A 20,424-nucleotide genomic window follows, 5' to 3' on the forward strand; every position below is an offset into this window, starting at 1 on the left:
CCGCTGTAACCCATGCAATAGGAGAAACCAAAATGAATACCCAGGTGATTATTCCGAACACGGCCCCGGTTTCCGGCGCTTTTGCTGTCGATATCTCGCGCGGCGCCGATAATGGCCGCGTCTCATCTGAATGGTTTTCCCGTCCTGATGACCAGCGCTATCTGAACCTCGATGACCTCTATGCCGCTACGCGCAGTCGGGCCGATGGCGCGCATGTCCGCACTGTACAGAGCTCGCAAATCCGCGTCGAAGCCAGCCGCGACGACATGGAAAGTCTGACCCTGATCCTGCCGGGACGCGAAGACTTCGTCAGTCCCACCCATTGGAGTTTCGGCCAGCTGGCAGGTCAGGTCGGCGCGCCCGCGTCGTACTTGCGCCAGCTGCCGGCGTCGCTGGCCGGGATCAATCTGCAACACGGTTTGCTCAGCCATCGGGCCGAACTGATCAAGTCGTTGGAAACGGAAGATGGACGGATTGAATTACGGGCCGTGACCGGGCCGGACTATGGTCGGATCTGGGATCATGAATTGGTCGGCGCAGTCCGAAAAATTGCCGGTAACGGTATCGGCGATACGCGGTGGAAGGTTCCCGGCGTTCTGGACTGGGGCACCATGACCCACAATCCCTATGTTGATGTGACTAGGGAAACGACCACGCTCTATGCCAGCGATCGGGATGTATTCCTTTTTCTGGTGGACGACACCAATCCGATTGAAGCGGGCCGATTGCCGAATGGTGAACCCGATCTCTATTTCCGTGGCTTCTATGCGTGGAACTCGGAAGTGGGGTCCCGCAGCCTCGGGATAGCGTCGTTTTATCTGCGGGGTGTTTGCCAGAACCGCAACCTCTGGGGCGTCGAAAACTTCGAAAACATCACTATCCGTCACTCGAAATTCGCGGCCCAGCGCTTCGCTTACGAGGCCGCCCCAGCCCTGACCAGCTTCGCCAACTCGTCACCAGCAGGCTTCATTGCCGGGATCAAAACGGCCCGTGAGCAAGTGGTCGCCAGAACCGATGACGAGCGCGAAACCTTCCTCAAAAGGCGCGGCTTCAGCAGGCCGGAGACCGTCCGGATCATTGAAACCGTATTGAACGAAGAGGGCAAAAAGCCGGAATCCATCTTCGATTTTTGTCAGGGCATCACCGCCCTGGCTCGCCAGAAAGCGCATCAGGACAGCCGTCTTGAGCTTGAAAAAGAAGCAAAGAAACTGATGTCAGCCGTGACGCGATAATCGTGGAACCGCGCAGTCAGATGGCTGCGCGGTTCGCTTTTGATTTGCAATGAAGGCGCGCCCCGGCGCTCGCCATGCCTTCGGCCTGGCTCGCGGATAGAGGGGCCGAGGGGGCCATTCCAGTGACCAGGGAACGGGGGGACGGATGCGGGGAGGGGGCATTTTCGTCCGTCGCGAAGGCCGCAAATCCCGCCCATTCTTGCCTTCACGCGATCACTTTCAGGTCGCTTGTTTTTGGCAAGGAATGTATGATGGACGACGATGTCGCACGGGCCAGCAAGGCCAAACGGGGCTCTCCCTTTCTGAATACGGCCCAGGCGGCCTTCTATGTCGGGCTGTCCTTAAAGACCCTCGAAATCATGCGTTCGGAACAACGGGGACCCGAGTTCCGCCGACATGGCCGGTATATTCGCTACCACATCGATGACCTCGACACCTGGTCGCGCAGAAGCGCTGACGTCACCCTCAGACAGGCGGGGGAATGATGCACTGTTGCCAGCCCCAATCCCGAACCGAAGCGTCGAAAAAATTGGGCCGGAAATTGGTCATTGGCGTCCTGCTGAAGTCGGGCATCGTCCTTTTGGTTCTGTCGGCGGTGAAGCCGGTCACGCCTTGGCTTGTCTACAATGCCAGCGCCAGCGTGCCCCTCGGCTACTATCGCGTCAGTGTACTATCGACGCCGGTGAAGGTCGGCGATCTGGTCCTGGTGCAAACTCCGGAGACGGTACGCGATATGGCCGATACACGCCGGTATATTCCGAAAACCGTGCCCATGATCAAACACATTGCAGCGATCTCCGGCGATGAGGTTTGCGCGGTGGGTAATACGGTCACCATCAACGGACATGAGGCCGCGCACCGTCAAAGTCGCGACCGGCTGGGGAGATCCTTGCCGTGGTGGAGCGGGTGTCGATGGCTCAAAGATAATGAGGTCTTCCTGCTCAATACGCGCGTCCCCGATTCCTTCGATGGCCGGTATTTCGGTGTGACGTCGGCGACGTCGATCATGGGCAGGGTCACGCCCTTATGAAAGCAACAGCCCTTATCATCGCCTGTCTGTGGCTCGTATCCACGGGGGCGTGGGCGGAAACGCTGCAGTCATCGGTCAGGCCGGTTTGGCAGCGCGCCAGACTGGCCCCCTGGTCGGCCTATATTGACGAGGCCGCGGCTCGTTTCGCTGTTCCCCGCGACTGGATCGAAGGCGTGATCCTGGCCGAGAGTGGCGGGAAAAACAGCGTCAACGGGCAGCCGACCCGCTCGCGTGCCGGCGCCATGGGCCTGATGCAACTCATGCCGGCGACCTATGAGGAGATGCGTCTGGCCTTTAGTTTAGGCGCCAATCCCGACGATCCGCGCGACAATATTCTGGCGGGCACGGCGTATCTCCGTCGCATGTATGATCTCTATCAATACCCCGGTCTGTTCGCGGCCTACAATGCCGGACCAGCGCGCTACGAGACCAGTTTGCGAGGAGAAAAGTTGCCAAAAGAAACCCGCCTGTATCTGGCGGAACTGACCCGGAAAGGCCCAGGCCTTGCATCGAGAGCGGCACTTTTCGTTGGTGTGGCGGCAAAGCCATCGACCGACAATTCGACCGAAAAGCCCGCTTTGTTTGTCGTCCTCAATACCGCCAGACCCGCCGAAAACTAAGGCCGTTTTCGCGCTATCCCGGAAACCGGCGATTTTCGGGGTGTGGAGGAGACGGGGTTTGGCGGGGTGAGGCCGGGGAAGGGGAAAGGGGGGGCGGATAGCAAGATAAAGCTCCTCTCCGATGTCGCGTAAGGCTTTGTCTGCACATCGAAATTTAGAGAGACCACGCCTGCGGAGATGGAGACAGTGTGGGCGTAATTCTTTGATTTCATTGAGAAGGTTAACCTCCCGCAATGGTCCCGGAAGATCCGTTTGAGCCCGAAATGGGCAAAATCCGCGCTCAGGCGCCAAAATCGCTGAAATCGTTCCGATCGCAGGTCCTGCACGCCACAGCCCGCTCCGGCGGTATGGCGAAGCCCGGATCGGCTGCCAGTCGGAGCGTTCGGTCCGTCTCTAAACGCGGGCGCGGGGGCGGCGTCGCGAGGGTCGTCTCCGGTTCGTCCGGACGGACGGCCCGGACGCGTCGTGTGGTGGTTAAGGCGCGGTATGTTAAGCTGACCGGCAAAGGCCTGTCGGCGGCTGCCGCCCACTTAAAATATATCCAGCGCGATGGCGTCACCCGAGAGGGCGAACGCGGTCAGCTATATGGGCCTGAGACTGGCCGGGTTGATGGCGGGGCTTTTATGGACCGGAGCGCTGGCGACAAGACCCAGTTCCGTTTCATCCTTTCCCCCGAGGACGCTCAGCAATATGACGACCTGAAGCCGCTGACGCGAAAGCTCATGCGTCAGATGGAAGACGACCTTGGGAGTAAGCTCGATTGGGTGGCCGTCGATCATTACAACACTGGCCATCCCCACACCCATATCGTCATTCGCGGCCGGGACGATCAGGGCCAGGACCTGGTGATCGCCCGCGAATACATCAGCGCGGGATTTCGGGCGCGGGCGGAGGCTCAGGTCTCCCTCGATCTGGGACCACGCTCCGACCTCGAAATCAGCGCGCAGTTGCAGGAGGAGGTCGGCAGGTCGAGCCTCACCTCGATTGATCGGGCCTTGCTCCGCGACGCCGGTGACGGCGGTCTGGTGGCGGCTGGTCATAGCAACCCGGAATACAGCGCCTTGCGGACCGGCCGGCTGGTCAGGCTGAGAGACTTCGGTCTGGCCGAGGACCTGGGGCAAGGCCAGTGGCGGTTGCGCGGTGATATGGAGCCGACCCTTAGGGCATTGGGTGAACGCGGCGACATCATCAAAGCCTTGCATCACGAACTGAAGGCCATGCGCATGGAGCAGGCGGCGCCGGACGCCGTCATTCATGACAGCCAGACACCTGCCACGGGACAGGAAAGGCCGGTGACGGGGAGGGTCCTAAAGCGCGGTCTGGCCGATGAACTGACGGACCGGCATTACCTTATGGTCGAAGCGACGGACGGCCGCGTCCACTATATCGATATCGGCCAGGGCGATCGAGTGGAAGCGCTGGGAAAACACGCCATTGTCCGTGTGACGGCAACGATTCCGGAACTCAGGCCCTCGGATCACAACATCGTCGCCGTTGCCGCCCGCAACGGTGGCTATTACTCGGTCGATGCCCACCTCAAGTTAGAACCGGCCGCCCGGCAGGCCTTCGCCGAAACCCATATGCGCCGGCTGGAGGCCATTCGGAAATCAACGCAGGGGCTTGAACGGGGGGCAGACGGTCGCTTCAGGATCGGTCCCGACTACCTGGATAAGGCGATGGCGTACGAAGAAAAAGAGGCGCGTCGGTCGCCAGTTAAAATAGACGTGGTGTCAGACATACCCCTGGCGGTCCAGACCCGCCGCAACGGCGTCACCTTCCTGGATCGTGAACTGATGGGCGGCAATGGCGATGGCTACGGTGGGCAGGGGTTTGGCGGGGAGGTGCGGGGCGCGCTTCAGCGCCGGCAGCAATGGCTGGTGGAGGAAGGCCTGGCCGGCGTGAATACGCACGGGCAGATCGTCCCAATGGATAAGCTGATCGAGACCCTGCATCGCCGTGAGTTGGTAGCGGTCGGCGCGGCGCTGGGTAAAGAAACCGGCCTGACTCTCAAACCGGTCCGGGACGGCGAGCTCGTGGAGGGCAGGCTCCGCCAGAGCGTCACTTTGGGAAGCGGCAAGTTCGCCGTTGTCGAACGCGCGCGGGATTTCTCGCTCGTGCCCTGGAGACCGGTCCTTGAAAAGCACATAGGCAAGGAGGTGTCGGGTGTCATGCGCGAGAGCGGCATCAACTGGTCCATAGGGCGCGATAATGGGCTGGGGATTGGAATGTGATCGCGAGGGCGGGGTGGCCTACTTGACTCTGGTCTCGATCGGAACAAATGTAGAACGAATATTTGATCGACCGTAGGACCGGCGCTATGTCTCGGTAGTAGGCATGGTCAAGGTCCGCCAGCAACCGGGCACGGCCAATGGGGTGATCTTCCTCACCCTTCAGGATGAGAGCGGGGACGCCAACATCATCGTCTGGGAAAAGGTCGGGGAGGCGCACCGGCAGGCATTATACGGCTCCAGCCTGATGCTCGTGACCGGATTCATTCAGAAGGAAGGAGAGTGCGCGCATCTGATCGCCCGTTCAATCGTCGATCTGTCGTACTTGCTGGCCGAGATCGGCGGCCGCGATACGGCGCTCAAACCGCCGCATCAGCCGGGTGACGAATTTAGAAGCGGCGGACCGTATTTCGATCATCGCGTGCCGGCGGAGGCGAGGTCACAGATTCGGCAGAAAAGCTAGGATTTCAGGTGAGACAAAGGATGGCGTGAGTTAGAGGTATTATAGCGTTTATCGCGTTTACGGACGACTATTTCGGGCATAAGAATATTAGCTAGAAATTTTCAAAAGATAGTCATGAGCGATCTGTCGATGATGGAATCCAATCCTCTAACCGCGTATGTGCGCCAACTTCAAAATGCTGTGGGACTACCCTTGCCGGCCTACCAGACTGGAGGTGCGGCCGGGCTCGACTTATGTGCCGCAATTGAAGAAGGCGAAGGAGTCACGCTTAAGCCTATGGCGCGGCTTCTGGTGCCGACGGGCCTGATAATATCCGTGCCGCTGGGATATGAAGCACAAATTCGCCCACGCTCCAGTCTCGCCCTGAAATTTGGAATCACCTGTTTGAACACACCAGGCACGATCGATAGTGACTACCGTGGCGAGATTTCCGTCATTCTGATTAATCTAAGTATGGATGACTATTCTATAAAGCGGGGTGACCGCATAGCTCAAATGGTTGTAAGTCAGCATGCCAGAATAGTGTGGGAAAAGCAGGACAATCTGAACGAAACAATACGTGGAGGCGGTGGCTTTGGGTCGACCGGCATATAGATTTTACTTCCGGCGTATTTTTTAGCCGGCCTGCGAAGCTTCGGTAAGGAGTTTAAGCACTTTCTTTGGCATTGACTGCCTCAAAAATTCTGCGAGATGGATTCTAGTCAGATATGGCGCTCCGGTTCCGTTATAAATTTTCCTAAAATTTTGAAAACGCTGAATCACACGAGCACGCAATTCGGCGGCGGTGGATTCGTTTTCACAGCGAACTGCAAATAGACAATCGGATAAAATGATCGGCGCAGCACTATTTAGCGAACAGATGTTTTCCGGCCTTACCTTGCCCACTCGGGGAATTAAGAGATAGTTTCCCGGTACGAGCTTTCGAGCCCTGCTCTCGTCGGCAATTGAAAGCTCGTAAACTGCTTGTATCTGGCCGTCTCTGATAGAAGTCGTGTGAATCATCCCCGTGGTACCTTTTGCTACGATGCGATCCGCCTTTTTCGTAGAAAGGTTACCTCGGACAATTGCTTTCAATACTCGGTCGCCAAGCGTATCAAGCGTGTGATCTAGTAAAGCGTCACGGTAATCTGTTTGCTCAACTTTCGATACCCGTGCAATATAAGTTGTTGCAGCGATTTTAGGAAAAATTCCAGCTTCCGGTTCGGTCAAGTGTTGAAACTGGCACGCAGTTTTTAGCACTGAGCGTGCGTCCCGGTCGAGATCACTGTGTATCGTAGACGCCGGCAATATAGCCAAAATCTCGCCGTTATTTTCTAGGTGGTTAGCAGCAGTAAGAAGAAACGCCATTGCTTGACTGCAATCAATATCGCTAAATAAACCGCGTGGGCGCCACCTTCTTGCACCTTTGTTCGCAAATGGGGGATTGAGAACGATAGTATTAAAGCGATCGAAACCTAAAGCTGACAATTTATCTGACATTTCAGAACCCAAAAAATCAACTGAGCTGAAAGATGCTGTAGGGACCTTTTGGCTCGCCGATCCCAGCGCTTTCTCGTCGATATCGTTGATGAATAAACGCGCCGAAGGCCATTTAGAGGCAGCTGCTTTGATTAGACTTCCATCGCCTGCGCAGAAATCAGCAACTGTTTGAGGTTCAGACATTGTTGATGACGCAACAAGGTACTCTGCTGTCTTCTCAGGGGTGTAATGAAGGTTATTCTGCATCAATGCCCTAGGCGCCAGAAAGTTGAAACGTCATATCTATGGCATTTGCCGCTGCCGCCGGTCCGTCCGGCTTTGCGAACAGGATGGTCATACAAAAGATCGCAAGAATTGTCGCGTAGAGCATATAACATTGCGCCCAAGGCATGCGGTTTAGTCCCTATCGTTGCAACTTGAATTGCACGACCTGGCCACTCGTTTCTCGCGCGTTCAATGTAGCTGTAAACCGAGAAGGGGCAAGCGGCGTCAACGTAGTCTACTCTTTGCCAAGCTCGGGTAGAGCTCAGTGGGCCGGCGTTACCTTCGAATGCGTGAAACGGGTAGTCGATTTCAAAACCGGGAACGCCAACAATCGGATAGATGTCCCTGTCACTCGGCTCGAACGTTTCGATCAAGTGTTTGAACCTGGCGCCCTCGTAACCCAGCAAAGGAATTAAGAGGTTTGGTGCGCTGCCCCGTCGAGGGATTCGGGCGAAAGTGGGAACTGGCTTAAAACCAATGGTTCTTTCACTTAGGTCAAAAAAATCGCCAGGTTTGGGGTGCAGGCTGGGCGTGTAAACTCCTGGCTCTGTGTACAAGCATTGAACATCTTTTTCACCTTCAATCAGGAGCCGTAATAGTGGCATCCACAAATGGTGGCCAAGGCCTGTAATGTCCAAATATATTACGGTGCCGACCAGATCCTCGACCCATTGGCGCAAAGGTCCATTGTCCCGAAACGAAAAAGTCTGGCCAGGTAATAGATCTACTTTGATTTGGCCGAACTCATCCCCTTCAGATATTTCGAAGATGCGATCTGAATCGAACTGAGCTGACCAACGAGCGGGGAGTTGACTTCGATATTCGGCCTGACCGTATATTAAGATCGCGCCGACTTCAAAAGTAACGTTCTCTCGTTCATTATATACAGTATGCGGAGGCGATCGAAGGCCAAATTCAGCGAAAGTATTCATCGAACATACTCATTTGAATTGGGAGCGTCTCGTCAGCAAGTTCGGATCGTCTACCTAGTAGCTTTTTAATTGTCTCTTGGGGTTGGTGAGTAAGGGAAATTAAGTCATCTTCGCCAACCTTCATCTTTCTCTTCCTTCGATGACTAAAGCCGAAGTATGCTGCAAATATGGGGTGAGGCGCGTAGTCCCAGGATCGGACGTCTGAATCAGTGGTCAATTTTGTTCCGGGGGTGCGCACTAAAGCCAGATGCATTACCGCTTCAATCAGCAGGTTCTTAACCTCGGTGTGTTGATCTGTTGAAGTCGATCCCTCTGCAATTTCAAACTGGTTGCATTCTGGCTTCCCGCCAACGGGGTGGGCCGCCATAACCCCAAAGACACGGCCAAGTCCTAATAGTAATTTTGCAAGGGACCCGCCTTGTGTGGAAACGCCTTCTAATTCACGCAGGTAGCTGAGCCCTACTTTTCTGGCTGCAATTGTTTGGAGTTGCGGATCAATTGGTTGCGAGGTGCTTTTTTCGATAGCTACCTGTTCTCGAATGCACTCATTGACGAGTTGCATATAAAATCGAATATTCTGATGGGTCAATTTTGATAAGACAGAGTGCCCGCAGTAATACTTGCTGATCTTCGCGCCTTTTCCTGAGATTGCAAAAAGTAAAGAATATGAATAATTTTCGTATTTTACTCGCGCAGCTTTGACGCCCAGATAATAGTCTTCTAAATCTCTCGTGGCGTGTTGGAAGTCTCTATGTGCAAGTTCCAAGAAAACAAACAACTCATGGTCATGTAGTTCCGTGAGTCGCAGCGTGTCTGGAGACGATTTTAGATATACCCTGAAGTCAACAACATGCCTCTCGACCCCTAAAGCGATCGCTTCTGCTTTTACTGATAGACTTGGTAGAAGACTCTCTACGTCAACTGACGGACCAAGGTTTTCTAAGTCCACTGCCTTTAGGCGCGCCTCGCAAACGCGTTTTGCGAAATTCGGAAAATCATTTTCTAGCTTTTCTTCAATTCTAATCCGCTCGTAGTCTGCGGGACTGATCAATACTTCCGCAGAATTCAATGTTGTACGTTCCCGCCACCCGAGCTCTCTAACACCTATTTTAAAGTAATAATTTCCACCCGAATGCTTAAGCAACGTATTCACCAGTCGCTGCTGATAATCCAAAAAATTTTCGTACTCATCCAATACGACAAAGAAGGTTGTGTCTTTGTGACCATCGATTTTACCCAATTCTTCCATCACAACGTCGAGGGGAGTTTGGAGCGGTGACACGGTTGGCTTGTTGCTTCCGAAGTTATTGATAAAAACTTCTAGATTTATTCGTGCGTTGTCGACTTCAGTTATCAATTCGTCAAGCGTCGCGCACGACTTTAGACCAAGCACCCGAGCTACCCGATGATAGTCTAAAGCTCGGTCTATCTCATTATCTTGGCGCTTAATTTTCAGCCATTGCACGTACCCTAGCGCTTCGTCGCAGAACATTAAATTGAGAAAGTGGCCAAAGAAGCGCTGCCAGGCATCGGGCGTGAGTTCTGGTCCGATAAAAGACGCAACCGTGTTGGTATTAACTTTTATGTATAATCCAATGTATTTTGGATGGGTGAAGTCAGTCTGCCCCAACGCGGCCTGTCCTTCATATGACATGCACCGCAATACGGTCGTTTTGCCAGAACCCCTGCCACCGATGAGAACGCAAGATTTAGGAGCCGCTAAATAGTAAAAATACTCAGGCTCATTGAAAAGGGAATATAAATTCTCACGCATCGATTCGGCTCTAAAGCTGCCGAATAGCTGTTCCAATCTTTGAGCTGTGTTATTTGACATTATGCCCGCCTCATTAATGGTTTCCAGCCATTTCTCTCCGAGAAGAAAATCGGCAAGCTGGCATCGGGTATTCCGTGCTCGAACGCCAAAGTGAGTCCTAACTCATGGAAGCCGTGCCACGCGTCTTGACTTCCGTCCTCTAATAAAAAACCAGCGCGTGCTGAAATGGCTTTTAGGGTCGCAACGGCGATGGAAGCGTCACTAAGGGACATCCCCTCCCAAATCCGAGAATTTGTCAAAGCCGCGTTATGCTTTTCACTCAGAATGTGTGCCGGGTACAATTTAATCTCAGGATGCTGACGAGAAATTCGATCGCTGATAGAGTAGGATGTCATCACACAAGGACAATATGAAATTGAATAGGTCGCATCCGGTAATAAGCTTGCGAACGATATTTGACTTCCGGAGATGTTGTGCACGCGATCAATCGTTTCAAGGAATTGGTTGCCGCTGCCTGCAAAGTCATCAATGAAGACAAATTGGCGTACACTTCCAATTTCTATGAGGGCCTTTTCTGGCGTAAAAATAAAGCCCTCAGGAATTCGTATCACGTCGCGCAATTTTCGTGCGAACAGATTTCCACTGTCTGCCGAATGCGGCACTTCACCTTCACTTGTCACAAATCGCACCTGATTCAACTGCGTCGATGATGGAGGGCGGCCAAAAACTACGGTGTCCCATTGCGCAGTTAAGAATTTTTGGATGGCCTGACGCAGAAGCGCATCAGTCATGGCCTTGTTGAAATAGGTGAAACCGGAGAGAAGGCGTTCCGCGATGTAGAATTCTTCGTCCCGGAAGTTTTCCAACCAGCGCTCGACATTTAGTTCCTGTTGGCGTGGCCAAACTCCGAAATCTCTAAAGTGATCAGATCTTTCGTTAATTAACGCGATGGACAAACTAATTACCTTCTGGACGGGTCGGCCCCATGCGCAGGTTATACGAATGGCTTCGTGACATTAGATATAGGCGCTTGCATTCAACGGCGTGCATCGAATCATTACGTAGTAATTAGCATGGTTGTGACCGGGGATTGTAAAAATATAGGTGGCCAATGTGTGCCCTACATGCCGCGGTTGGACGTGAGTTTTTTATAGTAGTTTAGAGCGTTTTTATCGCGAGGATAAAACGGCTAAACTGGGAACAGGCTGGGATGAAGGGACAATCCAGTGGCTCAAAACCCTCTTCCCCTGATGCTTTGAGACGTATCGCTGTCTGGATGTATGACTTGCCACAAGTACCTAAAGTGGTAGTCTGTCGGAGGGGGAGAGACAATGTCCATAAAAAAAATTCCGTTGAGCCTGTTGCTTGTCAACCGTGGCAACGACCGACATGGCGAGTTGGAAAACGAGACGGCGGCTATTGCCTGGCTTTTCAATGCTAAAGAAATTCATATGCGAAATCTTGCCAAAGACATAACGCAAGAGGGCGGAATTTATGAATTACCGCTTGTTGCTCCTGAGTTTGACAAGTTTCTGGTGTTCGACGGCAATCGACGGGTAACATGCCTGAAATTGATTGTGGATCCGAGACGGGCGCCCACTACAGAATTGCAGGCCTTCTTTGAAGATCTCAAGCAAAAGTGGGCCAACAAAATTCCTCTCGAGATCCAATGCCAAGTCGAGGCGGATCGCGACCGCATTGATGAAATTCTTTTCCGCCGGCACACGGGGTCACAGGGGGGCATTGGTCAGTCCACGTGGGACGACAGAATGAAAAGGAATTTTGTCGACAGGAGTGGGAAGGAAAGTGGAGTTAACGTAGCTGATCAAGTTGAAATTCAGCTTCGTGCAGCTCACTTACTGCCGGCGAGAAATAAAATTCCCAGATCGACTTTGAAGCGCTTGCTGTCGTCTGAGCTCTACCGAAATCGTGTCGGCTTCAGCATGAGCAAAACGGGACTCATTTTCACACATGAACCGGCCATCGTTTTGGGCGCACTTTCTCGCATTACCAATGATATGGTGAGTGGTAAGGTTGTTCTCGGCAAAATATGGGATGTAGACGGAAAAACAGATTATCTGAATGCGCTTGATGCCGAAGGCGTATTACCAAAAGACATACATCTGCTACCGAGTGTAGGACATCAGCCGCCCGCAGAGCCTGATGCGCCACAGGATCGACCAGGAACTGGTGATCCGGGCAATCCAATTCCCGATCCCACGCCGCCAACGCCACCTAAGGCAAAGCCAACGATACGGCTGACTTTAATCCCGCAAAAAGCATACGGCGTTGCTTGGCCTGGTCGGCTTCAACGACATCACCAGATTTGGGAGGAGTTGCAGTTCCACCTGCAATTGTCACAACATCCAAACGCTATTTCGGTATTGTTCAGGGTTCTACTTGAATTGTCGATAGACAATTACATCCAGCAAAAGGCGGTGGTCGTCCACAACAATGACCATCTCGCGGTAAAAGCGTTAAAGGTCGCGGAGCATCAATTCGCCGCTCAGGAAATCGACCAGAAAATGCTTGGCATCGTCAAAAAATTCCAAAATATGGATCAGCTAGTCTCGGCAGACACTCTCAACAGATACGTTCATTCACCAAACTTTGCGCCATCGACTAATCACTTAACTTCGCTTTGGGATAGCTTGTCTCAATTCGTAGTGGCCTGTCTTGAAGCATGAATGCTGTGGCTCTTTTGGCGTTTGGATAACAGCCACAGTATGGCACCTGGATGCCGGGAGCCCTAACCGTCCATCCCATCGCCTCATATCAGATCTTATCAACCGGAACGGAACTGGCGGGGAAGCCTTTCGCAATGAGCTTTCGGAACAGATAACTAGCAAAACGCCGCTCCTTAAAGTGTTGAAGGCGGGGTGTATTTGACAACATCGAAACTGGTCTCGGCAACATGGTATGTGCGCGGGTTTAACGGGTATAACGATCGCGTCAGCGGTGCGCGAATATAGGGCATCAGCGGCCAGGTTCCGCGTCAGGTGAGCCCGTGTTGTGACCCCTACAAAACTTCTGATTGGCCAGATTTTTATTGTGTTAGCCACCGTCATGTTCGGCGTGTGGGCGGCGACACAATGGACCGCCGTTTCGCTTGGCAATCAGGCAGCGCTGGGACCACCCTGGTTTAGTGTCTTTGGACAGCCGATCTATCGCCCGTGGCAGTTGTTTGTCTGGTGGTACTTCTTTGACGCCTACGCGCCCGCGGTGTTTTTCAAGGCAGGGTGTCTCGCGGCCTGCAGTGGATTCTTGGGCTGTCTGACTGCCATTTTGGGCTCATTGTGGCGCGCACGGCAGACCCGTCTGGTGACGACATATGGCTCTGCGCGCTGGGCACGGTTTGGCGAGGTTGAGGCCGCCGGCCTGTTGAGGGACGCCGGAGTGTTTTTAGGACGTCTGCAGGGCGACTATCTGCGACACGATGGTCCCGAACATGTCATGGCCTTTGCGCCAACTCGGTCAGGAAAGGGCGTTGGCCTCGTGGTGCCGACCCTGTTGTCCTGGACCGGTTCCGTCATCGTCCACGACATCAAGGGCGAAAACTGGGAAATCACCGCAGGCTGGCGCTCACAATTCTCCCACTGTGTCCTGTTCAATCCGACCGACATGCGCTGCGCCCGCTACAACCCCTTGCTCGAAGTTCGTCGGGGGGCAAACGAAGTTCGTGACGTCCAGAACATTGCTGACATCCTTGTCGATCCTGAAGGCGCTCTCGAACATCGCTCCCATTGGGAAAAAACCAGTCATTCCCTTCTGGTGGGCGCCATCCTGCACGTCCTCTATGCCGAAGAAGAGAAGACTCTGGCCCGCGTCGCCACCTTCCTGTCTGATCCGCAGCGCAATCTCGTCGATACCCTGAACCGTATGCTGACCACACCGCATCTCGGTGTCCGTGAGGACGGGGTAGGGCGCGTCCACCCGGTCGTGGCCTCCGCCGCCCGTGAACTGCTGAACAAGTCGCCCAATGAGCGGTCCGGTGTCCTGTCCACGGCCATGTCCTTCCTCGGGCTCTATTACGATCCGACGATAGCCGCTGCGACCTCCACCTGTGACTGGCGCATCGCCGATCTGGTCAACGCCGAACGTCCGGTATCGTTGTTTCTGGTCATTCCGCCGTCGGATATCTCTAGGACAAAACCACTCGTCCGTTTGGTGCTGAACCAGATTGGCCGCCGGCTGACCGAAAGGCTTGAAGGCGATCCGTCGAAGCGCAATCGGCATCAACTATTGATGATGCTGGACGAGTTCCCGGCGCTCGGGCGCCTGGATTTCTTCGAGACGGCTTTGGCCTTCATGGCCGGTTACGGCATCCGCGCCTATCTGATCGCCCAAAGCCTGAATCAGATATCGAAGGCCTATGGCGAATTCAACTCCATCCTCGACAATTGCCACGTCAGGATCGCCTTTTCTTCCAACGATGAACGCACGGCCAAGCGTATCTCGGATGCCCTTGGCACCGCCACCGAGCAGCGCGCTCAACGCAACTATGCCGGCCATCGCCTGGCACCCTGGCTCTCTCACGTCATGGTCTCGCGCCAGGAAACCGCGCGCCCCTTGCTGACACCCGGCGAGGTGATGCAACTGCCACCCGCCGACGAACTGGTCATGGTCTCCGGACTGGCGCCAATCCGTGCCAAAAAGCTACGCTATTTCGAGGACCGGAACTTCACCTCGCGGGTCTCGCCGGCTCCGGTTCTGGGGGAGGGGGGATTTGGCGACAGGCCCGCGCCGCGCCCGAACGATTGGGAAGGGCAGGTTCGCGAGCCAGATGCGTACCTCGCTTCGTTACTGGCGGATGAGCCGACACTCGCGGCCGAAGAGGTCGAAGACGACCCCGGCCTGGCCAGACAGCGCCATTCGACCGAAACCGAGCCAGTGGTTCGTGTCGCGGATGAGGCCAGGCCTGGGGAAGAGGTCGAAGTGGACGAGGAGGCCGATCCGACCGGCGAGAAGCAGACCATGGATCGCTTGCGCAAACTAACCGCCATTGGTGCCGCAGACACCCTCAATGTCGAGGCGCGCGAAACCGCCAAACGCGGTCAGACCATCGAAATGTTTAGCGGCTTCTAGGAGATTCCTCATGAAAACGCACAAGATACGCCACCAGCTCTTTCTCGACGCCCCGATCAGTCAGCGTCTGGAAGCCCTTGCCGAAAAGCCCGGTATGAACAAATCAGCCGTCCTCGCCGATGCCGTGAAGGCCTGGCTCGACCGGCGTGGCACGAATGAACTCGATGACCGCTTCGGCCAGCGTCTGAACAGGATCAGCGCACAGCTCAATCGCATTGAGCGCGATCAGAAAATCGTTCTGGAAAGTCTGGCCCTGTTCGTCCGTCTGACCCTGTTACGCGATGCCCATCTGCCGGAGCCCGACGCGGCCGCCCGCGCCATGGCCCGCGATCGCTTCGAACAGTTTGTAGCCCAGCTTGGCCGGCAACTGTCTCAGGGTAGTCAATCATTGACGCCCGGCGCCTTTGAGGAGGGGATGTGATGGACACCTTGTCTGTGCCTGCTCAGCGCCTGCGTACCATGCTGCGCACCGCCATGGGCGAGGGAGTGGCCGAAGCTCTGGCTAACCCGGCCGTTTTCGAGATCATGGTCAACCCCGACGGTGTCGTTCGCCTCGACCTCGCCGGTGAGGGGCGGTTGGATACCGGCGCCATCATGACGGCGGCCGATGTGGAACGCGTAATCCGTCTGGTCGCAAGCCATGTTAATGCCGAAGTCCATTCGGACAATCCGATCGTGAGCGCCGAATTGCCTCTTGGGCCAGATGGGACCGGCGGGGAACGCTTTGAAGGGCTGTTGCCACCGGTGGTCAGCGCACCCTGTTTCTCCATCCGTAAACCAGCCTATCGTCTTCTGACCCTCGATACCTATGTTGCCAATGCGGTCATGACCCAGGCACAGGCCGGGCTGCTGCGGCGGTCGGTGCGCCACCGCGACAACATCCTCGTCGTCGGCGGTACCAGTTCCGGAAAAACCACCCTGACCAATGCCTTACTGGCCGAGGTTGCTGATCTGGATGAGCGTGTCATTCTGATCGAAGACACCCGCGAGCTGCGCTGTGCGGCCCGCGACGTGGTGGCCTTACGGACCCGGATCGGCTTTGTCACCATGGCGGATCTCGTGCGCTCGACCCTGCGCCTGCGTCCGGACCGCATCATAGTCGGCGAGGTACGAGGCGCCGAAGCCCTCGACATGCTCAAAGCCTGGAATACCGGTCATCCCGGCGGGATTGCCACCCTTCACGCCAATTCCGCCAGGGGCGCGCTCCTGCGCCTGGAGCAATTGATCCAGGAGGCGGTGGTGCACGTGCCGCGCCCCCTTATTGCCGAAGCGATCGATGTCATCGTCTTCATCTGTGGCGCCAATGCACATACCGGCGCGCCGCGTCAGGTGGGTGAGATCATGGCCCTGAACGGCCTCGACCGCGACGGCAATTACGAGCTTCGATCAGCCCTCCCGGCTGGAGAAGACTACCTATCCCTACCCTCAATTCCAAGGAGACCTGAATGCGCCTGAACACCTTGTCTTTTTTGTCATCCCGGCCGCGCCGGAAATTACTGCTATCTCATCTGTATATGCCGCTGGTGGTTGGACTGGCCCTTGGTATGGCCACCGCCGCTGGCGCCACCGGTTCCGGTATGCCCTGGGAAACGCCCCTCCAGAACATCCTCGACTCGGTCCAGGGGCCGGTCGCCAAGATCGTCGCGGTCCTCTGCATCGTCGTGACGGGCCTCACCCTGGCATTTGGCGAGACGTCGGGCGGCTTCCGCAAGCTGATCCAGATCGTCTTCGGTCTGTCTATCGCCTTCGCCGCCTCCAGCTTCTTCCTCACCTTCTTCAGCTTTGGCGGCGGAGCGCTGATCTAAATGGACGAGCGCGTTCAGGGCTTTGACGTGCCCCTGCATCAATCCCTGACGCAACCCCTTCTGCTGGGCGGCGCGCCGCGGTCCCTTGCCATCATCAATGGCACCCTGGCCGCCGCCCTCGGCCTTGGCCTGCAAATGTGGCTGGCCGGTGTCGGGCTGTTCGTCGTCGGGCATACCCTGTCCGTCTTCGCCGCCCGTTACGATCCCGACTTCGTCGCCGTTCTCCTGAGACACCTCCGTCAGAAAGCCCACTTCTCATGCTGAACCTTCGTCAATATCAAAAGACCGCGGATTGCCTGGCCGACCATCTCCCCTGGGTGGCACTCGTCGCGCCCGGCGTCGTCCTCAATAAGGATGGCAGCCTGCAGCGGACCATCCGTTATTACGGACCGGATATGGAAAGCGCCACCTCCACAGAGCTGGTCGCCCTCTCGGCCCGGGCCAACAATATCCTGCGCCGGTTTGGCTCGGGCTGGGCCCTGTTCTTTGAAGCCCGGCGCGACCAGGCAATGGGATATCCGTCACCCGGGGCGGAGACCGGGATTGCGCGTTTGATCGACGAGGAGAGGCGCGCGGCCTTCGAGGGCCAGACCCATCAACACTTCGAGACCCGCTATTTCCTCACGCTTGTGTTCATGCCGGGCGAGGATGTTATCGCCGGTGCCGGTCAGGCATTGATCGAAAAAGCGGACGAGGGGAGTGTGGACAGGGATTGGCGCAAGGAGATTCAGGCCTTTGTTTCGCGGACCGACAACCTGATCGATATGTTCGCCGGCCTTATGCCCTGCAGCCAGCCGCTCAATGATGCGGAAACCCTGACCTATCTGCACGGAACGATTTCTCCAAAGACCCATCCTGTGGCGGTGTGTGATCCGCCTGTCTATCTCGATGCCCTCCTGGTCGATACACCTCTGTTGGGCGGCCTGGCGCCAATGCTCGGCGACCAGCATATCCGCACCCTGACCGTCCTGGGGTTTCCGAACCATACGCAACCTGGATTGCTTGATGTCCTGAACCATCAGGATATGAGCTACCGTTGGGTCAGTCGTTTCATTGCTGTCGATAAGGAAGCGGCGGTGAAGACACTGACAAAAATCCGCAGGCAATGGTTCAACAAACGCAAGTCCGTTACGGCCCTGCTGCGCGAAGTCATGTACAACCAACCCGCAGCTCTGACCGACACCGATGCCGACAACAAGGTCGCCGATGCCGATCTGGCACTTCAGGCCGTCGGCGGAGACCATGTCAGTTTCGGCTATCTGACGACGACACTCACAGTCATGGACGCAGATGCCCGGGTGGCCGACGAGAAGCTACGGCGCCTCGAACAACTGATCAATGGCCTTGGCTTTACCACCATCAGGGAAACGCTCAACGCAGTAGAAGCCTGGCTGGGGTCAATTCACGGCCATCTCTACGCTAATGTCCGTCAACCCCTGGTTCACACGCTCAATCTTGTTCACCTCATGCCGCTCTCAGCGGTTTGGGCCGGACCGGAACGCAATGACCATCTGGACGGACCGCCCTTGCTATACGCCCTGAGTTCAGGTGCGACGCCGTTTCGTCTTAGCACCCATGTTGGCGACGTCGGTCATATGATGATCCTTGGGCCGACCGGTGCCGGCAAGTCGGTTCTGCTGTCTTTCCTCGCGCTCCAGTTCCAGCGCTACCCAAATGCTCAGGTCTTCATCTTCGACAAGGGCGGCTCGGCGAGGGCGGCGACCCTGGCTATGGGGGGGAAACACCATGTTCTCGGACGCCAGGCCGAAATGGCTTTTCAGCCGTTGCGCCAGATCGACGACCCAGCCGAACGCACCTGGGGGCTGGAGTGGCTACTTGGCCTGCTCATACAGGAAGGCGTGGAGATTGTACCCGACATGAAGGACGCCCTGTGGGCGGCGCTCAACAGCCTGGCGTCATCGCCTGAGGCGGAACGTACACTGACCGGTCTGTCAGCGCTCCTGTCGTCGAATGCCCTGAAGGCGGCCCTGCGCCCCTTCACTCTGGAAGGTGCTTTCGGCCAGACCCTCGACGCTGACCAGAACGGCCTCGACCTGTCGCCGATCCACTGTTTCGAAACGGAAGACCTCATGGCTGAGAAGGGGGTGGTCCTGCCCGTCCTGACCTACCTGTTTCACCGGCTGGAAGAACGCTTCGATGGCACACCAACCCTCCTGATCCTCGATGAAGCCTGGGTCTTCCTCGATAATCCCGCCTTTTCCGCGCGCATTCGGGAATGGCTCAAGGTGCTGCGCAAAAAGAACGTCTGCGTCATCTTCGCCACCCAGTCCCTGGCGGATATCGCCGACAGCGCGATTGCGCCAGCCATTATCGAATCCTGCCCGCAACGCCTCTTCCTGCCGAACGAGCGCGCTACGGAACCCCAATCGCGCGTGGCATACGAGCGCATGGGACTGAATCCGCGCCAGATCGACCTGATCGGTCGCGCGATCCCGAAGCGGCAATACTACCTGCAATCCCGACGAGGAAACCGTCTGTTCGATCTTAGCCTCGGACCCATAGCCCTGGCCATATGCGCCGTGTCAGGGCCGGAAGACCAGCGCCTGATCGATGATCTGCTGGCTGAAGGGTGGCGGCACACCTTCCCTGCGACGTTCCTGCGCGCCCGTGGTTTGGCCTGGGCCGCCGACCTTCTCGATCCGCCGCCTTAAACCTCCCTTCACCGTCAACTGATCGATCTCAATGTCTGTCTGAACAGGCGACGCTATCCCTTTGTCTAAATTCGGAGAATTCTCATGATGAACTCTGTAAATCGCAGGCTCTTTGCAGGCCTGTCTGTTGCTGCCTTTCTGGGTATTTCTGTAACACCGGCCGCGGCCCAGCTGGCCGTATTTGACCCGACCAATTACGCTCAGAATATCCTTCAGGCCACACGCGCCCTGGCGCAGGTCAACAACCAGATCCTCCAGCTTCAGCATGAAGCGCAGATGCTGCAAAACATGGCGACCAACCTGAAAAGCTTCAACGTCAGTTCCCTGTTGAAAATCAATTCAGACTTGGCCGCGATCAATCAACTGATGGCGCAGGCCAGGGGCATCGCCTTCACCATTTCTCAGACCCAGGCGGCGCTAAAAGCCCAGTTCCCAACGTCATACGCCCTCGGCATATCCACCAGCGCTTTGGCCACTGACGCGCAAACGCGTTGGCAAAGCGCAATGGACGCCTATCAGCAAACCCTGATCGTCCAGTCGCAGGTCAATGAAAGTCTGCAAACCGATGCCACGACTCTGAATGATCTGCTCAAAGGCTCCGAAGCGTCCGAAGGCAGCCTTCAGGCCGCTCAGGCGACGAACCAGCTCCTGGCCCTGACCGCCAAGCAGCAAATCCAGATCCAGACCCTGATGGCGGCGCAGTACCGGGCCGAAGCCCTGGACGCGGCGCGCAAGGCGCAAGCCGAAGCGGCTGCAAAGGTCACGACCCAGACTTTCCTCGGCTCCGGCACGGCCTACACGGACCACTAAGGTCAAGTGGGCGTTTTCCTCATCAAATCA

The 20,424-nt window shown here is 56.0% G+C and carries 18 protein-coding genes and 1 pseudogene; 15 read left to right on the forward strand and 4 right to left on the reverse strand.

The window, feature by feature from the left end:
* Positions 1-32 precede the first annotated feature (32 nt).
* From VL130_RS12455 to dut, 7 genes and pseudogenes are all read left to right on the forward strand, one after another.
* Positions 33-1,232 (forward strand): DUF932 domain-containing protein, encoded by a 1,200-nt coding sequence (locus VL130_RS12455; protein ID WP_325363244.1) that lies wholly within the window; start codon positions 33-35, stop codon positions 1,230-1,232.
* 251 nt (positions 1,233-1,483) lie between these two features.
* Complete coding sequence (locus tag VL130_RS12460; RefSeq protein ID WP_325363245.1) at positions 1,484-1,717, forward strand: helix-turn-helix domain-containing protein; 234 nt, start codon at positions 1,484-1,486, stop codon at positions 1,715-1,717.
* A 44-nt stretch (positions 1,718-1,761) separates the two neighbouring features.
* Positions 1,762-2,262: a S26 family signal peptidase gene (locus VL130_RS12465; RefSeq protein WP_325363246.1), complete on the forward strand. Its 501-nt coding sequence runs from the start codon at positions 1,762-1,764 to the stop codon at positions 2,260-2,262.
* Positions 2,259-2,882, forward strand: coding sequence for a lytic transglycosylase domain-containing protein (locus tag VL130_RS12470; RefSeq protein WP_325363247.1), 624 nt, complete (start codon positions 2,259-2,261; stop codon positions 2,880-2,882). The genes VL130_RS12465 and VL130_RS12470 overlap by 4 nt, the downstream gene beginning before the upstream one ends.
* A 233-nt stretch (positions 2,883-3,115) precedes the next feature.
* Positions 3,116-5,113, forward strand: a complete 1,998-nt coding sequence (gene rlxS / locus VL130_RS12475) for a relaxase/mobilization nuclease RlxS (protein WP_325363248.1) — start codon at positions 3,116-3,118, stop codon at positions 5,111-5,113.
* Positions 5,114-5,213: 100 nt separating this feature from the next.
* Positions 5,214-5,573, forward strand: a pseudogene (gene dnaE2, locus VL130_RS12480) (error-prone DNA polymerase); the annotation flags it as partial.
* Between the two features lie 114 nt (positions 5,574-5,687).
* Positions 5,688-6,167 carry a dUTP diphosphatase gene (gene dut / locus VL130_RS12485; protein WP_325363249.1) on the forward strand — a complete coding sequence of 160 codons (480 nt, stop codon included), beginning with the start codon at positions 5,688-5,690 and terminating at the stop codon, positions 6,165-6,167.
* Between the two features lie 21 nt (positions 6,168-6,188).
* On the opposite strand, the gene VL130_RS12490 is transcribed toward dut, so the two are convergent.
* Genes VL130_RS12490 through VL130_RS12505 form a run of 4 tightly spaced genes read right to left on the reverse strand, consistent with a single transcriptional unit; the run spans position 6,189 to position 10,978 of the window.
* Positions 6,189-7,298, reverse strand: coding sequence for a methyltransferase (locus tag VL130_RS12490; RefSeq protein WP_325363250.1), 1,110 nt, complete (start codon positions 7,296-7,298; stop codon positions 6,189-6,191).
* A complete protein-coding gene (locus VL130_RS12495; protein ID WP_325363251.1) occupies positions 7,298-8,248 on the reverse strand; it encodes a hypothetical protein in 951 nt (316 codons plus the stop codon). Before VL130_RS12495 ends, VL130_RS12490 begins: the two co-directional genes overlap by 1 nt.
* Entirely contained in the window at positions 8,232-10,082 is a 1,851-nt protein-coding gene (locus tag VL130_RS12500; protein WP_325363252.1) for a hypothetical protein, read from the reverse strand. Before VL130_RS12500 ends, VL130_RS12495 begins: the two co-directional genes overlap by 17 nt.
* The gene (locus tag VL130_RS12505) at positions 10,082-10,978 is read right to left on the reverse strand and encodes a phosphoribosyltransferase-like protein (protein ID WP_325363253.1); all 897 of its coding nucleotides are present in this window, start codon (positions 10,976-10,978) and stop codon (positions 10,082-10,084) included. Before VL130_RS12505 ends, VL130_RS12500 begins: the two co-directional genes overlap by 1 nt.
* A 375-nt stretch (positions 10,979-11,353) precedes the next feature.
* On the opposite strand from VL130_RS12505, the gene VL130_RS12510 reads away from it, so the two are divergent.
* From VL130_RS12510 to trbJ, 8 genes are all read left to right on the forward strand, one after another.
* Complete coding sequence (locus VL130_RS12510; protein WP_325363254.1) at positions 11,354-12,709, forward strand: hypothetical protein; 1,356 nt, start codon at positions 11,354-11,356, stop codon at positions 12,707-12,709.
* A 379-nt stretch (positions 12,710-13,088) separates the two neighbouring features.
* A complete protein-coding gene (locus VL130_RS12515; RefSeq protein ID WP_414636278.1) occupies positions 13,089-15,107 on the forward strand; it encodes a conjugal transfer protein TraG in 2,019 nt (672 codons plus the stop codon).
* Between the two features lie 10 nt (positions 15,108-15,117).
* Positions 15,118-15,528, forward strand: coding sequence for a CopG family transcriptional regulator (locus VL130_RS12520; RefSeq protein ID WP_325363256.1), 411 nt, complete (start codon positions 15,118-15,120; stop codon positions 15,526-15,528).
* Entirely contained in the window at positions 15,528-16,562 is a 1,035-nt protein-coding gene (trbB, locus tag VL130_RS12525; protein ID WP_325363257.1) for a P-type conjugative transfer ATPase TrbB, read from the forward strand. Before VL130_RS12520 ends, trbB begins: the two co-directional genes overlap by 1 nt.
* 59 nt (positions 16,563-16,621) lie before the next feature.
* On the forward strand, positions 16,622-16,912 hold the full coding sequence (locus VL130_RS12530) for a TrbC/VirB2 family protein (RefSeq protein WP_325363416.1): 291 nt from the start codon (positions 16,622-16,624) through the stop codon (positions 16,910-16,912).
* Positions 16,913-17,176, forward strand: coding sequence for a VirB3 family type IV secretion system protein (locus VL130_RS12535; RefSeq protein WP_325363258.1), 264 nt, complete (start codon positions 16,913-16,915; stop codon positions 17,174-17,176).
* Positions 17,170-19,584, forward strand: coding sequence for a conjugal transfer protein TrbE (trbE, locus tag VL130_RS12540; protein ID WP_325363259.1), 2,415 nt, complete (start codon positions 17,170-17,172; stop codon positions 19,582-19,584). The genes VL130_RS12535 and trbE overlap by 7 nt, the downstream gene beginning before the upstream one ends.
* A gap of 84 nt (positions 19,585-19,668) precedes the next feature.
* Positions 19,669-20,394 (forward strand): P-type conjugative transfer protein TrbJ, encoded by a 726-nt coding sequence (gene trbJ, locus VL130_RS12545; RefSeq protein WP_325363260.1) that lies wholly within the window; start codon positions 19,669-19,671, stop codon positions 20,392-20,394.
* The last annotated feature ends 30 nt before the right edge of the window (positions 20,395-20,424 follow it).

The organism is Asticcacaulis sp. (assembly GCF_035497195.1).
In the GTDB taxonomy this organism is placed as follows: domain Bacteria; phylum Pseudomonadota; class Alphaproteobacteria; order Caulobacterales; family Caulobacteraceae; genus Asticcacaulis.

Excerpts from the sequence above, each read along its gene's own strand:
- VL130_RS12455 (WP_325363244.1), top strand. The coding sequence starts at position 33 with ATGAATACCCAGGTGATTATTCCGAACACGGCCCCGGTTTCCGGCGCT.
- VL130_RS12460 (WP_325363245.1), top strand. The coding sequence starts at position 1,484 with ATGGACGACGATGTCGCACGGGCCAGCAAGGCCAAACGGGGCTCTCCC.
- VL130_RS12470 (WP_325363247.1), top strand. The coding sequence starts at position 2,259 with ATGAAAGCAACAGCCCTTATCATCGCCTGTCTGTGGCTCGTATCCACG.
- rlxS (WP_325363248.1), top strand. The coding sequence starts at position 3,116 with ATGGTCCCGGAAGATCCGTTTGAGCCCGAAATGGGCAAAATCCGCGCT.
- dut (WP_325363249.1), top strand. The coding sequence starts at position 5,688 with ATGAGCGATCTGTCGATGATGGAATCCAATCCTCTAACCGCGTATGTG.
- VL130_RS12490 (WP_325363250.1), bottom strand. The coding sequence starts at position 7,298 with ATGCAGAATAACCTTCATTACACCCCTGAGAAGACAGCAGAGTACCTT.
- VL130_RS12495 (WP_325363251.1), bottom strand. The coding sequence starts at position 8,248 with ATGAATACTTTCGCTGAATTTGGCCTTCGATCGCCTCCGCATACTGTA.
- VL130_RS12500 (WP_325363252.1), bottom strand. The coding sequence starts at position 10,082 with ATGTCAAATAACACAGCTCAAAGATTGGAACAGCTATTCGGCAGCTTT.
- VL130_RS12510 (WP_325363254.1), top strand. The coding sequence starts at position 11,354 with ATGTCCATAAAAAAAATTCCGTTGAGCCTGTTGCTTGTCAACCGTGGC.
- VL130_RS12515 (WP_414636278.1), top strand. The coding sequence starts at position 13,089 with ATGTTCGGCGTGTGGGCGGCGACACAATGGACCGCCGTTTCGCTTGGC.
- VL130_RS12520 (WP_325363256.1), top strand. The coding sequence starts at position 15,118 with ATGAAAACGCACAAGATACGCCACCAGCTCTTTCTCGACGCCCCGATC.
- trbB (WP_325363257.1), top strand. The coding sequence starts at position 15,528 with ATGGACACCTTGTCTGTGCCTGCTCAGCGCCTGCGTACCATGCTGCGC.
- VL130_RS12530 (WP_325363416.1), top strand. The coding sequence starts at position 16,622 with ATGCCGCTGGTGGTTGGACTGGCCCTTGGTATGGCCACCGCCGCTGGC.
- VL130_RS12535 (WP_325363258.1), top strand. The coding sequence starts at position 16,913 with ATGGACGAGCGCGTTCAGGGCTTTGACGTGCCCCTGCATCAATCCCTG.
- trbE (WP_325363259.1), top strand. The coding sequence starts at position 17,170 with ATGCTGAACCTTCGTCAATATCAAAAGACCGCGGATTGCCTGGCCGAC.
- trbJ (WP_325363260.1), top strand. The coding sequence starts at position 19,669 with ATGATGAACTCTGTAAATCGCAGGCTCTTTGCAGGCCTGTCTGTTGCT.